This window comes from Candidatus Pelagibacter sp. HIMB1623 (assembly GCF_052047695.1).
Lineage (GTDB): Bacteria > Pseudomonadota > Alphaproteobacteria > Pelagibacterales > Pelagibacteraceae > Pelagibacter.
Genome location: NZ_JBNAJN010000014.1, coordinates 50517 through 63850, shown reverse-complemented (window position 1 = coordinate 63850; position 13334 = coordinate 50517). Strand labels below are relative to the sequence as shown.

The 13334-nt window shown below is 30.3% G+C and carries 14 protein-coding genes and 1 riboswitch; of the genes, 11 read left to right on the top strand and 3 right to left on the bottom strand.

The window, feature by feature from the left end; all coding sequences use genetic code 11:
• Positions 1-32: 32 nt before the first annotated feature.
• Genes guaB through panB form a run of 5 tightly spaced genes read left to right on the top strand, consistent with a single transcriptional unit; the run spans position 33 to position 4320 of the window.
• Positions 33-1109, top strand: a complete 1077-nt coding sequence (gene guaB / locus ACTTBN_RS07480) for an IMP dehydrogenase (protein WP_440681808.1) — start codon at positions 33-35, stop codon at positions 1107-1109.
• On the top strand, positions 1109-1546 hold the full coding sequence (locus ACTTBN_RS07475; protein WP_440681807.1) for a tetratricopeptide repeat protein: 438 nt from the start codon (positions 1109-1111) through the stop codon (positions 1544-1546). The genes guaB and ACTTBN_RS07475 overlap by 1 nt, the downstream gene beginning before the upstream one ends.
• Entirely contained in the window at positions 1536-3098 is a 1563-nt protein-coding gene (gene guaA, locus ACTTBN_RS07470; protein ID WP_440681806.1) for a glutamine-hydrolyzing GMP synthase, read from the top strand. Before ACTTBN_RS07475 ends, guaA begins: the two co-directional genes overlap by 11 nt.
• A 21-nt stretch (positions 3099-3119) precedes the next feature.
• Positions 3120-3539, top strand: coding sequence for a VOC family protein (locus ACTTBN_RS07465; protein ID WP_428080744.1), 420 nt, complete (start codon positions 3120-3122; stop codon positions 3537-3539).
• Between the two features lie 4 nt (positions 3540-3543).
• Complete coding sequence (gene panB / locus ACTTBN_RS07460; protein WP_440681805.1) at positions 3544-4320, top strand: 3-methyl-2-oxobutanoate hydroxymethyltransferase; 777 nt, start codon at positions 3544-3546, stop codon at positions 4318-4320.
• Here panB and ACTTBN_RS07455 read toward each other — a convergent pair.
• The 3 genes from ACTTBN_RS07455 to ACTTBN_RS07445 form a co-directional block, all read right to left on the bottom strand.
• On the bottom strand, positions 4317-4928 hold the full coding sequence (locus tag ACTTBN_RS07455; RefSeq protein WP_440656332.1) for a YjbE family putative metal transport protein: 612 nt from the start codon (positions 4926-4928) through the stop codon (positions 4317-4319). The two genes, panB and ACTTBN_RS07455, sit on opposite strands and share 4 nt — an antisense overlap.
• A gap of 84 nt (positions 4929-5012) precedes the next feature.
• Complete coding sequence (locus tag ACTTBN_RS07450; RefSeq protein WP_440681804.1) at positions 5013-5498, bottom strand: tetratricopeptide repeat protein; 486 nt, start codon at positions 5496-5498, stop codon at positions 5013-5015.
• Positions 5498-6271 carry a 5-oxoprolinase subunit PxpA gene (locus ACTTBN_RS07445; RefSeq protein WP_440681802.1) on the bottom strand — a complete coding sequence of 258 codons (774 nt, stop codon included), beginning with the start codon at positions 6269-6271 and terminating at the stop codon, positions 5498-5500. The genes ACTTBN_RS07450 and ACTTBN_RS07445 overlap by 1 nt, the downstream gene beginning before the upstream one ends.
• Before the next feature lie 28 nt (positions 6272-6299).
• On the opposite strand from ACTTBN_RS07445, the gene ACTTBN_RS07440 reads away from it, so the two are divergent.
• The 6 genes from ACTTBN_RS07440 (at position 6300) to gcvP (ending at position 13330) form a co-directional block, all read left to right on the top strand.
• Positions 6300-6977 (top strand): allophanate hydrolase subunit 1, encoded by a 678-nt coding sequence (locus tag ACTTBN_RS07440; protein WP_440681801.1) that lies wholly within the window; start codon positions 6300-6302, stop codon positions 6975-6977.
• A complete protein-coding gene (locus ACTTBN_RS07435) occupies positions 6967-7908 on the top strand; it encodes a biotin-dependent carboxyltransferase family protein (RefSeq protein ID WP_440681800.1) in 942 nt (313 codons plus the stop codon). Before ACTTBN_RS07440 ends, ACTTBN_RS07435 begins: the two co-directional genes overlap by 11 nt.
• Positions 7908-8780, top strand: coding sequence for a DMT family transporter (locus ACTTBN_RS07430; protein WP_440681799.1), 873 nt, complete (start codon positions 7908-7910; stop codon positions 8778-8780). The genes ACTTBN_RS07435 and ACTTBN_RS07430 overlap by 1 nt, the downstream gene beginning before the upstream one ends.
• Positions 8781-8811: 31 nt before the next feature.
• A riboswitch (glycine riboswitch) is annotated at positions 8812-8901 on the top strand.
• A 78-nt stretch (positions 8902-8979) separates the two neighbouring features.
• Positions 8980-10080, top strand: a complete 1101-nt coding sequence (gene gcvT, locus ACTTBN_RS07425; RefSeq protein WP_440681798.1) for a glycine cleavage system aminomethyltransferase GcvT — start codon at positions 8980-8982, stop codon at positions 10078-10080.
• Positions 10080-10460, top strand: a complete 381-nt coding sequence (gcvH, locus tag ACTTBN_RS07420; RefSeq protein ID WP_440681797.1) for a glycine cleavage system protein GcvH — start codon at positions 10080-10082, stop codon at positions 10458-10460. Before gcvT ends, gcvH begins: the two co-directional genes overlap by 1 nt.
• On the top strand, positions 10460-13330 hold the full coding sequence (gene gcvP / locus ACTTBN_RS07415; RefSeq protein WP_440681796.1) for an aminomethyl-transferring glycine dehydrogenase: 2871 nt from the start codon (positions 10460-10462) through the stop codon (positions 13328-13330). The genes gcvH and gcvP overlap by 1 nt, the downstream gene beginning before the upstream one ends.
• Positions 13331-13334: the final 4 nt, after the last annotated feature.

The following is a 13334-nucleotide window of genomic DNA, read 5'->3' as shown; positions in this document are numbered from 1 at the left end:
TTAAAATTAAAAGGAATCGTATATAAAAGATCATGGTTCCTATAAAAGAAGCACTTACCTTTGATGATGTTACACTAGCCCCCAAGTACTCGGAGATATTGCCATCTGAAGTAAATACATCAGTCAATTTAACGAAAAATTTAAAACTTAAAATCCCACTTTTATCTTCAGCTATGGACACTGTCACAGAAAGCAATATGGCTATAGCAATTGGTAAAGCTGGAGGAATAGGGGTTATTCATAGAAATTTAGATATCAAAAAACAAATCTTAGAAATTAAAAAAGTTAAAAAACAAAAATTATTAGTTGGTGCAGCTGTTGGGGCATCAATTGCTGAATTTGATAGAGCAAAAGCAATTCTTAAAGAAGGTGTTGATTTAATCGTAGTAGACACTGCCCACGGCCATACCAAAAAAGTAGGAGAAATAGTTAAATTTATAAAAAAAATTAAAGGTAAAAATATTGCTTTATGTGCTGGAAATATTGCAACACCTGAAGCAGCAAAATTTTTAATTAAATTAGGAGTAGATATTATTAAAGTTGGGATTGGACCAGGATCAATTTGCACAACAAGATTAGTAGCAGGGATAGGTGTTCCACAGTTAAGTGCAATTTTATCTGTAAGAAATGGACTTAAAAATAAAAATGTAAAAATAATTTCTGATGGTGGAATAAAATATTCTGGTGATTTGGCAAAAGCTTTTGCAGCAGGTGCGGATGCAGTCATGATAGGCTCTTTATTTGCAGGTACAGATGAAACACCTGGTAAATTAATAAAGAAAAATGGAAAATTATTTAAAAGCTTTAGAGGGATGGGTTCTGTAGGAGCTATGAATAAAGGTTCAGCAGATAGGTATTTTCAAACTAAGCAAAAAGATACATCCAAGTATGTTCCAGAGGGAGTAGAGGGTTTTGTAAAATACAAAGGTGATGTTGGTAGTATTATATTTAAATTAATTGGTGGCCTTAAATCATCTATGGGTTATCTTGGTTCAAAAGAGATTGTGAAATTGAGAAATAAACCACAATTTGTTAAAATTACTAAAGCTGGATTTTATGAAAGTATGGTTCATAATGTAGACGTAATCAAAAATGATAGTAAATATTAATGAATAAAATTTTGAAATTTATTTCACTGGTTGTTTTAATTATTTCGTTTCAATCTAGTTCTTTTTCAAAGGAAAATTTTTTCAATGAAGCAATTCAATTATATGAAAAAGAAAAATATGAGGATGCGAGATTTTTATTTGAGAGAAATATTGTATTTAATCCAAAGGATGCAAATTCATATTTGTATTTAGCAAAAATTTATAATCATGAGGAAGATCAAAGAAAAGAAGAATATAATTTAGAAACTACTTTATTAATTGATCCTCAAAATGAAGAAGCTATTTTAATGCTAATGAAAATTGCACTTGAAAAATCTAATTACGATAAAGTTAAAGAATTATCTGAAACATTTGTTAAAGTATGTAAGTCATTATGTGATGAAAATAATGAAATTTTAGAGTCTTTAAAAAATCTAGAACCAAGTAATGAGTCTTGATAATAGCCTTAACAAAATCTTAATTGTAGATTTTGGTTCACAATTTACACAATTAATAGCAAGAAGAATTAGAGAACTTGGAGTTTTCTCTGATATTGTGAGTCATAAAAAAATTAAACTTAATCAAATTAATCAAAGCGTAAAAGGTATAATTTTATCAGGAGGTCCTCTGAATGTTTATCAAATTAATAAATATTCATTTGATAAAAAAATTTTGGAATTAAATATTCCTGTTCTTGGTATTTGTTTTGGCCATCAAATATTATCTAAACTTAATGGTGGAAGAGTTAAGCAATCAAAGCATCGTGAATTTGGTTTAGCAAATGTAATTAAAAAAAATAATAGTCTCTTAACTAATAATTTTTTTGGTACAAAAAAATCTAAAGTGGTCTGGATGAGCCATGCTGATCAAGTATCTAAATTACCTAAAAATTTTAAAGTAATTGCTTCAAGCTCAAATTCTAAATTTGCAATTGTAGAAAATAAAATTAAAAATTTTTATGGTGTTCAGTTTCACCCAGAGGTAACCCATACAGAGAACGGAAAAAAACTAATTAGTAATTTTATTTTTCTTATTTGTAAAATTAAGAGAAATTGGTCTTCAAAAGATCAAAAGGTACAATTAATTAAAGATGTAAGGTCTCAAGTTGGAGATAATAAAGTAATTTGTGCATTATCAGGTGGTGTAGATAGTAGTGTGGTTGCTCAATTATTGAATAAAGCTATAGGTAAAAAACTATATTGTATTTTTGTAAACACTGGATTGCTTAGAAAAAATGAAGAAGTTCAGGTTGTTCAAACTTTTAAAAAAAGATTAAAAATGAATTTAATCTATGTGAACGCAGAAAAGGAATTTTTAGGTAAATTAAAAAATGTATCTGATCCAGAGAGAAAAAGAAAAATAATAGGAAATTTATTCATCAAAATTTTTGAAAGGTATGCAAAGAAAATAAAAAATGTAAAATTTTTAGCACAAGGAACGTTATACCCAGATTTAATCGAAAGTAAGTCAGTTACAGGGAGTCAAACTTCTAAAATAAAGTCTCACCATAATGTAGGCGGTTTACCTAAAAAAATGAACTTAAAATTAGTAGAGCCATTAAAATTTCTATTTAAAGATGAAGTTAGAAAATTAGGATTAGAGTTAAATTTAAGTCATGAAATAATTTCACGACATCCATTTCCTGGCCCAGGTTTAGCAATCAGAATGCCTGGTGTTATAACAAATGAAAAAATCAAAATTTTAAAAGACGCAGATCATTATTTTATTCAGGCCTTAAGAGATCATGGGCTTTACCACAAAATTTGGCAAGCATATGCAGCATTACTTCCAGTAAAAACAGTTGGAGTTATGGGTGATAATCGAACATATGAATATTTATGTTTGCTAAGAGCAATTACCTCTGAAGATGGAATGACTGCAGATTTTTATGAGTTTAAAAAATCTTTTATGCAAACTATTTCCAACAAAATTGTCAATAGCATAAGAGGAATTAATAGAGTTGTGTATGATATTACTTCTAAGCCCCCAAGTACTATTGAATTAGAGTAATTTTAATTATAAAAACATCTTATGAAATATTTACATACAATGATCAGAATTAAAGACGTAGATGAATCTTTAAGATTTTTCTGTGAAGGTCTTGGGTTAAAAGAAACAAGAAGAATGGAGAATGAAAAAGGAAGATTCACTCTAATATTTCTTGCAGCTCCTAACGATGAAAAGGCAGAAATTGAGTTAACTTACAATTGGGATGGTGATGAACTGGGTGAAGGTTCTAGAAATTTTGGTCATCTTGCATACAGAGTAGATAATATTTATGAAACATGTCAAAGGCTAATGGACATGGGATACACTATAAATAGACCGCCAAGAGATGGTCATATGGCATTTGTTAGATCGCCTGATAAAATTTCAATAGAAATACTTCAAGAAGGAAATTTAGAGCCTAAAGAGCCATGGGCTTCAATGGAAAATACCGGCTCTTGGTAGGTCGATGAACAAAAAGATTTCAGATTTTATAAAGAAAAAAAATAAAACTAAATTAGTAACCTTAACTGCTTACTCTAAAAATACTGCTTCAGTTTTAGACAATTATTGTGATCTAATTTTAGTGGGAGATTCGCTTGGATCAGTTTTATATAATTATAAGTCTACTAGAGAAGTAACTTTGAATACAATGATCGAACATTCCAAGAGTGTTCGTATGGGTATAAAAAAAAGTTTAATGATTGTTGATATGCCTCACAATACTTATCGTAATTCTAAAGAAGCATTAAAAAATGCAAAATTAATAATGAAAAAAACTAAATGTGACGGAGTCAAATTAGAAGGTGGAAAGAAAATTATAAATACTATTAAAACTTTAGTTAAAAATAATATTCCTGTAATGGGCCACATAGGGGTTTTGCCTCAATCGGATAAAACATTTAAATTCAAAGGTAAGAAACAAAGTGAAAAAGAAAATATTATGAGAGATGCAAAGTTAGTTGAAGAAGCTGGCTCATTTTGCATGGTTTTAGAATGTGTTCAAACATCATTAGCAAAACAAGTAACTAAAAGTGTTAGTGTTCCAACAATTGGGATAGGAGCATCTAATAATTGTGATGGTCAGATTTTGGTATTAGATGATTTAATAGGTTTAAATCCAATTAAATTTAGATTTGTTAAGAAATATGCAAATATCAAGACAGAAATATCAAAAGCAGTTTCTAAATATGCAAATGAAGTTAAAAAGAGAAAATTTCCCTCAAAAAAATATTCTTTTAATTAAAAATATTTTTTAAATTCTTCGTTAATATTAAGTATTTCTAGATCTACCAAACCACCAATAATTAATTGTAGACCAACAACTAAAATAAATATTAAACCAATGTATGCTATCCAAATATGTTTTTGAATATAATTAGCCATATAAGTAGCTAATGCACCTGTAAGAACAACCGATAGGACAAGACCAAAAATCATATAGCCAAAATATCCTTGAGCTGCAGCAACAACTCCTATGACATTGTCAAAACTAATCATTAGATCAGCAAATAGTACTTTACCTATACTATTTATGTACGATGGTTGTTTTGTTTTTTTAATTGAAGGTTTTATATTTTTAATATCAACAAGGTCTTTTCTTAAATCATTAACTATCCAAACTAACAACAACCCACCTAAAATTTTTATAAAATAAAATTCAAATAAAAAAGTAGCAAAGATTGCAAAAAAGATTTTAAATACAAATGCTCCAATTACTCCCCATAAGATAATTTGCTTTCTATTTTTGGGTACAAAATTTGATGCAATAGAACCAACTATCACAGCATTATCTGCTGTTAAGATAATAGTGATAAAAATAATTTGGGTTAGAATTATGAGCTCTTCTATCAAGATGTCTAATTATTATTTCAATTTAAGAAGATTGCAATCAAAAGAATAAAAAAAGGCGGTCAAAAAATTTGACCGCCTGATAAATTAGTATTTAGATTTCTTAGTTCCTTCTATTATTTCTTTTAACTCGTTATATTCTTCACAGTTACAAGTCTTTAATACTTTAAGTCTTTCTTTAGCTAAATTCATTCTATTTGTAACAACATAAAGTTCACCAAGGTATTCGTTAATACCTTTATGATTTGGATCAATTTCTAAACCTAAAAGATAATATTTTTCTCCATTCTCAAAATCTCCAAGTTTTCTAGTTGTAAAACCGAGATAGTTTAAAGTATCTGCTTGAAGAGGCTTTTCTTTATTAGATTTGAGAAGAAGCTTTTGAGCTTTGGCATATCTTTTTTTAGCTTTTTCTAACTTACCTTTTTTTTCATATTTTTTTGCCCATTTAACTGATTCCACTGCTTTATCATAATCTGACTTTACTTTCTTAGGTGTTGAGTCTGAACCTGCAGACATTGCATTAGAAGCAAATAAAACAAATATCAAAGTAATAAATATTTTTTTAATCATTATAAAAATTTCTCCATTTGGCTTAAAGGTTTTAAGTTTAGTCCATTTTCAATTAAATTTTCTTTAATTGATCTTGCTGTTGCAAGCGAACTTTCATTATCTCCATGTATGCACACAGAGTCGATTTCACAAGGTATTTGTTTTCCGCTGTGACAATTCAGTGCCTGATTTTTTACCATACTCAATACATGTTTTTTAGCTTCTTCAGGATCAGTAATTAATGCATGTGGTTTTTTTCTAGAAACTAAATTTCCATCATCTTCATAAGTTCTATCTGCAAAAATTTCACAGGCAATATTCATATCTAATTTTTTAGCTGCTTGTTCCATTTTAGAGCCAGTAGGAACTAAATAAATTAAATCTTTACTTATTTCATTGATCGCTTTTGCTAATGTAGTTGCTAGATCAATATCTTCACACGCCATATTGTTTAATGCTCCATGCGGTTTTATATGAGTAACATTTTCTCCATGATCTTGAGCAATTTTTTGTAAAATTTCATATTGATCAATAATTAATTTTCTAACTTCTTCAGGTGCAAGGTTCATTCTTTGTCTTCCAAAGTTTTCAGGGTCATTGAATGATGGATGAGCACCAATACTTACACCATTTTTTTTTGATATTTGAACTACTTGGTTCATAGATTCTTCATCACCAGCATGGAATCCACATGCAACGTTAGCAGAATTTACTATATCGAGTAAATCTGGATCATATTTATTAGAATGGTGTTTTGATTTTTCACCTAAATCACAATTTATATTAATTTCCATAGTTCTAATTGTTGAAGTATAACATGCCATGATAAAAAATATATCAAATCTTGGTGACGCAGCTGTTTACTGCGATTTTGGTTTAGAGGTAAATAAATCAGTTAACTCTGAAGTAATAAAATATTTTAAAGCTTTAAAAAAAGAAAATATTGAAAGTATTAATAATCTTACTCCTTCTTATAATAAATTAATAGTTTCTTACGACCTTAGAAAAACAAACTTTAAAGAAGTTAAAAAATTGATTGAAAATTTAAATGTTAATGAAACTCAAGACAAAAATAGCACTAAAATAGAAATTCCAGTTTGTTGTGATGATCAATTTTCTCTTGATATAAAAAGATTAGAAGAAAAATTAAATATTAATCGAGATAAAATTTTAGAAAATTTTTTTAGTAAGGAATATTTTTGTTATATGACCGGATTTATTGCCGGTATGCCTTTTTTAGGTGATTTGGATGAAAATATGAGAGTACCAAGATTAGAAACACCAAGAGTAAAAGTCCCCAAAGGATCAGTTGCTTTAACTGAACAATTTGCAAACATTTATACGTTTGAAAGTCCTGGAGGATGGAACATACTTGGCAATACACCTGTAGATGTTTTTGATAATTCAAAAGAAGTTGAACCTAATTTAATAAATCCCGGCGACATAGTAGTTTTTAAACAAATAAATCTTGAAAAATATAATAGTTATAATGACAAATAATTTCGAAATTATAAGAGCTGGTGTAAACACAACCTTTCAAGATCAAGGAAGAAACAATTTATACCATATAGGAATTCCATTTAGTGGAGCAATGGATAATAGGAATTATAGTTTAGCTAATAAGCTGGCAGGTAATAAATTAAATTCACCAGTGATAGAATTTGCATATCAAGGACCACATTTAAAATATTCTGGAGATAAAATTAATATTGTAGTTACAGGTGATGTGGTTTTTAAAATTATTAAAAATGGTACAGAAATTGATGGTAATTGTTATGAGAGTTATCAAATCGAAAGTGGAGATGAAATCAATCTTATCTCAACAAATAAATCAGTTTATGGCTATTTAGCAGTTGGTGGAGAATTAGATTTAAAATTTCAATGGAATAGTTGCTCTATAAATACCAAGGCAAATATCGGATCAAATGATGGAAAAAAATTAGAGAACGGTCAAAAAATAAATATCTTAAATATTAATACAGAACAAAGTAAAAAAAAGACTAATTATATAAACTCTAAAGTTGAAAATATCAGAGTAATAAAAGGACCAAACTTTGATTATTTTTCAGAGGAAGGAAAAAAGATATTTTTTGAAAAAGAATTTTCTGTATCAAAACTCTCAGACAGAATGGGGATGCGTTTAGAAGGTCCAAACATTGAAAATATTATAAATACCAATATTAAATCAGAAGGTTTGTTAAAAGGGGTCATTCAGGTACCAGCAGACGGAAACCCAATTATTATGCTGTCAGACCATGGTACTATTGGAGGATATCCAAAAATTGGTGTGGTAGCCAGCGTTGATTATGATCGTTTAGTACAAATATCACCTGGTTCAAAAATTAAATTTAAAGAGATAAATTTATCTGATGCTGAAACTTTATTTAAATTATATGAGATGGATACTCAGAACTTACTCAATCAAATATAATGAATATTATTAGAAAACTTCCAGGGCCTTTTTTAATTTTCTTAGGTGCGTGTAGTCTCAGTTTTGGAGGCTTGATCGTTAAGTCATTTGAAGGAGCAACTCTTTGGCAAATATTATTTTGGAGAACAGTATTTTTCCTAATTGTAATTAGCTTGTACTTAGCTTTAACTTATAAAAAACAAGTATTTAGATCTTTTTATAATTTAGGATTTCCTGGTTTCTTTGGTGGATTTATTTTGTCACTTGGTTTTAGTGGTTATGTATTTGCGATGTATAACACAACAGTTGCTAATGCTAATTTTATTATTCAAACACAAACAATCTTCCTAGCAATATTTGGTTATTTTTTTTTAAAAGAAAAAATTTCAGCAATCACTCTTACTTCAATAATTCTTGCAATTTCAGGAATACTTCTAATGGTTGGGAGCTCTTTATCTCCAGGCCAAATGTCTGGAAATATTGCAGCTTTCATAATGCCAATATCATTTGCTACTTTAATTTTAGTTGTAAGAAAATATCCAACAGTCGATATGGTTCCTGCTCAATTTGTTGCAGGAGTTTTTGCTTTGTTAATCGGTTATCTAATGTCAGAAAAAATAATGATATCTCCTAATGATATTTTTTTAGGATTTTTAGCTGGGTTTTTACAATTAGGATTAGGTTTTATCTTTATTACTATCGGAGCTCAACGAACACCATCAGCAATGGTTGGAATCATAATGTTAACAGAAGCAGTACTAGGTCCTTTATGGGCATGGTTGTTTATAAATGAACAACCGCCTTTCATAGTAATAATTGGAGGATCAATAGTTATTTTTGCAGTTTTACTTCAATTTTACAATTTATATACCTCAGAAAAAAAAGCGATCTAATAACATTTGACATTAAACAGTATTTATTAGAGTATTTGTTAACGGGAGAGATCACAAACTTTGTGACACCGAAGGAGCAACCGCCCAGGAAACTCTCAGGTAAAAGGACCGTATTATATTAACTCTGGAAAGAGATTGAGTTCTCGCCGAAGGAGTAAAACTCTCAGGCAAAAATACAGATGGGTACGACAGAGTTAGTATGGGAAAAAAAACATCATTAAATAAACTTCATCAAGATAACCAAGCTAAATTTGTAGAATTTGCTGGATACGAAATGCCCATACAATACAGCAAAGGAATTGTTGAAGAGCATAAATTCACAAGATCAAATGCAGGAATTTTTGACGTGTCCCATATGGGCCAATTATTTATTCATGGTAAAGAAGATTTAACTACTGATCTTGAAAAAATTTTTCCACTTGATTTAAAAAATTTGAAACAAAATTGTTCTAAATATAGTTTTTTAATGAATGATAATGCAGGAATTCATGATGATTTGATAATCACTAAAATTGAAAAAGGGTATTTAATTATTTTAAATGCAGCCTGCAAAGAAAATGATTTTAAAATTTTATCAGATTTGCTTAAAGATAAATATGAAATGGTTCTTGATGATCAAAGAGCATTAATTGCAATTCAAGGTCCAAAGTCAGTTGAGATTTTAAACAATACAATAGAGGGTGTTGAAAAACTCAATTTTATGACAGGGAACTGGTTTGATTATAAAGATCAGAAAGTTTTTGTAACAAGGTCAGGTTACACAGGAGAGGATGGTTTTGAAGTATCTATAAATAATGATCTTGCTGAAGAATTTACTCATAATTTGATGGAAAAAGGAGCTCAACTTATAGGACTTGGGGCAAGAGATACCTTGAGATTAGAAGCTGGATTGTGCTTATATGGTCACGAACTTGATATAGAAAAAACACCAATTGAAGCAAACTTAAAGTGGGCGATTTCTAAACAGAGAATTTCAAATGGTGGATTTGTTGGTTTTGATAAAATTATGAAAGAAATACAAGAAGGTACCCCTAAAATTAGAGTTGGTATCAAGCCAGAAGGTAGACTAATTGCCAGAGAAAAAACTAAAATATTTGATGAGTCAGAAAAACTTATTGGCGAAGTTACCAGTGGAACTTTTGGCCCAAGTGTAAATGGTCCAATAGCAATGGGCTATATTGATAAAGGATTTTCTAAAGTTGATACAAAAATTTTACTTGAAGTAAGAGGAAAAAAGTATCCCGCAAGTATTTGTGGGTTACCATTTTATAAAAAAAGTTACGTGAAAGGAGTAAACTAATGAGTGAAGTTAAATTTTCAAAAGAGCACGAGTGGATTACAGTGGAAGGCGATGTTGCTACCGTTGGAATTACAAAACATGCAACGGAAATGTTGGGAGATATTGTTTTTGCTGAACTACCTGAAAAAGGTTCTAATGTTGAAAAAGATGGTACAGCAGGAGTAGTTGAGTCAACTAAAGCAGCAAGTGATGTTTATACTCCAGTAAGTGGTGAAGTAGTAGATACTAACCAAACTATTGTAGATGATCCTGCTAAGATTAACGAAGACCCTGAGGGATCAGCTTGGTTTTTTAAACTTAAATTAAAAGATAGTTCAGAAATGGACAATTTAATGAATAAAGAAGAATACGATAAATTTGCAAAGGAGAGTGCTAGCTAATGTTACATAACTCACAAAAAGACTTTTTAAAAAGACACATTGGACCTTCAGAAGAAGATCAAAATAAAATGCTGAAGGAGCTTAATTATAATTCATTAGACGATTTAATAAAAAGTACAGTTCCAGAAAAAATACAATTGAAAGATGGATTAAACATAGGCGAGTCTAATTCTGAGTATGAAGCATTAAGAAAATTGAAAGCAATTTCAAAAAAAAATCAAATTTATTCAAATTTTATTGGTATGGGATACTATGGAACTTATACTCCATATGTAATTTTAAGAAATATTTTAGAAAATCCAGGTTGGTACACTTCTTACACTCCTTATCAGCCTGAAGTAGCACAAGGACGATTAGAAATGCTTCTAAACTTTCAACAAATGATTGTTGATTTCACAGGTATGGATATTGCAAACGCATCTTTACTTGATGAAGGAACTGCAGCTGCAGAGGCAATGGGGCTAGCTCATCGTCTTAACAAAAAAGATAGTAATTTAGTTTTTGTTTCAGAAAATTGTCATCCACAAACAATTGATGTAATTCAAACAAGAGCAGAACCAATGGGATTAAAAGTACTGGTTGGTAATGAAGATAAAGTATTAGACCAATTAAAAGAGGATTTAGTTTGTGGAATTCTTCAATACCCTGGAACTTTAGGAGACATCAAAGATCCAAGCGAAGCAATTAGCAAAATCCATAAAAAAAATGGAAAAGCAGTATTAGTCTCTGATTTATTAGCTTTAGCACTACTTAAAACGCCAAGAGAATTAGGTGCTGATATTGCAGTTGGAAGCTCTCAAAGATTTGGAATTCCAATGGGTTATGGCGGACCTCATGCAGCTTTCTTTGCAACCAAAGACGAGTTTAAAAGATCTATGCCAGGAAGAATTATTGGTGTGTCAGTAGACAGACATGGGAATAAAGCTTACAGATTATCACTTCAAACAAGAGAACAACATATTAGAAGAGATAAAGCGACAAGTAACATTTGTACTGCTCAAGCATTGTTAGCAATTGTTTCAGCTGCATATGCTATTTACCACGGGCCAGATGGAATAAAAACTATTGCAGAAAGAGTTTCTCAATTAGCTAAAAATTTTGCAGATAAATTAAAACAATCTGGATATGAAATTTATTCAGATAATTTCTTTGATACAGTTACAATTGTAACAAAAGATAAAACTGATCAAATCTATAAAAATGCTTTAGATCAAAAAGTAAACATTAGAAGAGTAAATTCTGAAATGTTGGCTGTTTCTTTTGATGAAAAGAAAAATGTTTATAGAGTAAATCAATTGTTGAAAATTTTTAATGCAGCTGAGTCGATTAAAAAAGAAGACCCAACAGTAAGTTTACCAAATTTACCAAAAAATTTATTAAGAACTTCAAAATATTTAGAACATCCTGTTTTCAATTCATATCATTCAGAAACTGAGATGCTTAGATATTTAAAAAAATTAGAAGATAAAGATATAGCTCTTAACAGAACTATGATTGCACTTGGATCATGTACTATGAAATTAAATGCTACTGCAGAAATGATACCTATTTCATGGAGAGAGTTAGCTGAACCTCATCCGTTTGTGCCAGTAGAGCAGATGGAAGGTTATAGAGCATTATTCACTGATCTTAAAAATTGGCTAAGATCAATAACTGGGTTTAGTGGTGTTTCACTTCAACCAAATGCAGGTGCCCAAGGAGAATATGCAGGGTTAATGGTAATTCGAAAATATCATTTAGATAGAGGAGAAGAAAACAGAAATATATGTTTAATACCAAGCTCAGCACATGGAACAAATCCTGCTAGTGCACAAATGGTTGGTATGAAAGTTGTAGTTGTTGATTGTGATAAAGAAGGGAATGTTGATTTTGAAGATTTAAAGAAAAAAGCAGAAATGCATTCTGAAAATCTTGGAGCATTAATGGTTACATATCCCTCTACCCACGGAGTATTTGAAGAAAAAATTACAGATATCTGTGAATTAATTCATAATCATGGTGGTCAAGTTTATATGGATGGTGCAAACTTAAATGCACTTGTTGGTATTGCAAGACCTGGAAATTTTGGTCCAGATGTTTGCCACATAAACTTACACAAAACATTCTGTATTCCGCATGGCGGTGGAGGACCGGGAATGGGACCAATTGCATGTAAAAGACATTTACAAGTTTATTTACCTAATCACCCAGTTGTTAAAGATTGTGGACCCGCTACAGGAATAGGAGCAGTTTCAGCAGCCCCTTGGGGAAGCTCAAGTATTTTATCAATTTCTTGGATGTATATTAAAATGATGGGATCTGAAGGTTTAAAACTAGCTACGCAAGTCGCTATATTAAACGCAAATTATATAGCTCATAGACTTAAAGATCATTTCCCAATTCTGTACAAAGGCTCAAATGGAAATGTTGCTCATGAATGTATCATTGATATTCGATCAATTAAAAGTGAGACAGGTATCACCGAGGAGGATATTGCTAAAAGATTGATCGATTATGGTTTCCATGCACCTACAATGTCATGGCCAGTTGCAGGAACTATGATGATTGAGCCAACAGAGAGCGAGAGTTTATCTGAGCTTGATAGATTTTGTGATACATTAATTAATATTAAATCTGAAATAGATAAAATTAAGTCTGGCGATTTTGATAAAGTAGACAATCCTATTAAGAATGCTCCTCATACGGATATAGAACTTACATCAGATGTATGGGATCATAAATATTCAAGAGAGCAGGCTGCTTATCCTGCTAAGTTCTTAAAAACTAATAAATTTTGGCCACCAGTTGCAAGAGTGGACAATGTTTATGGAGATAAGAATATCTTTTGTACTTGTCCAAGTATGGATGAGTTTAAAGAAGACGCGGCATAATCAT

Coding starts and splice junctions, on each gene's coding strand:
- guaB (WP_440681808.1), top strand. CDS start 33: ATGGTTCCTATAAAAGAAGCACTTACCTTTGATGATGTTACACTAGCC.
- ACTTBN_RS07475 (WP_440681807.1), top strand. CDS start 1,109: ATGAATAAAATTTTGAAATTTATTTCACTGGTTGTTTTAATTATTTCG.
- guaA (WP_440681806.1), top strand. CDS start 1,536: ATGAGTCTTGATAATAGCCTTAACAAAATCTTAATTGTAGATTTTGGT.
- ACTTBN_RS07465 (WP_428080744.1), top strand. CDS start 3,120: ATGAAATATTTACATACAATGATCAGAATTAAAGACGTAGATGAATCT.
- panB (WP_440681805.1), top strand. CDS start 3,544: ATGAACAAAAAGATTTCAGATTTTATAAAGAAAAAAAATAAAACTAAA.
- ACTTBN_RS07450 (WP_440681804.1), bottom strand. CDS start 5,498: ATGATTAAAAAAATATTTATTACTTTGATATTTGTTTTATTTGCTTCT.
- ACTTBN_RS07445 (WP_440681802.1), bottom strand. CDS start 6,271: ATGGAAATTAATATAAATTGTGATTTAGGTGAAAAATCAAAACACCAT.
- ACTTBN_RS07440 (WP_440681801.1), top strand. CDS start 6,300: ATGATAAAAAATATATCAAATCTTGGTGACGCAGCTGTTTACTGCGAT.
- ACTTBN_RS07435 (WP_440681800.1), top strand. CDS start 6,967: ATGACAAATAATTTCGAAATTATAAGAGCTGGTGTAAACACAACCTTT.
- ACTTBN_RS07430 (WP_440681799.1), top strand. CDS start 7,908: ATGAATATTATTAGAAAACTTCCAGGGCCTTTTTTAATTTTCTTAGGT.
- gcvT (WP_440681798.1), top strand. CDS start 8,980: ATGGGAAAAAAAACATCATTAAATAAACTTCATCAAGATAACCAAGCT.
- gcvH (WP_440681797.1), top strand. CDS start 10,080: ATGAGTGAAGTTAAATTTTCAAAAGAGCACGAGTGGATTACAGTGGAA.
- gcvP (WP_440681796.1), top strand. CDS start 10,460: ATGTTACATAACTCACAAAAAGACTTTTTAAAAAGACACATTGGACCT.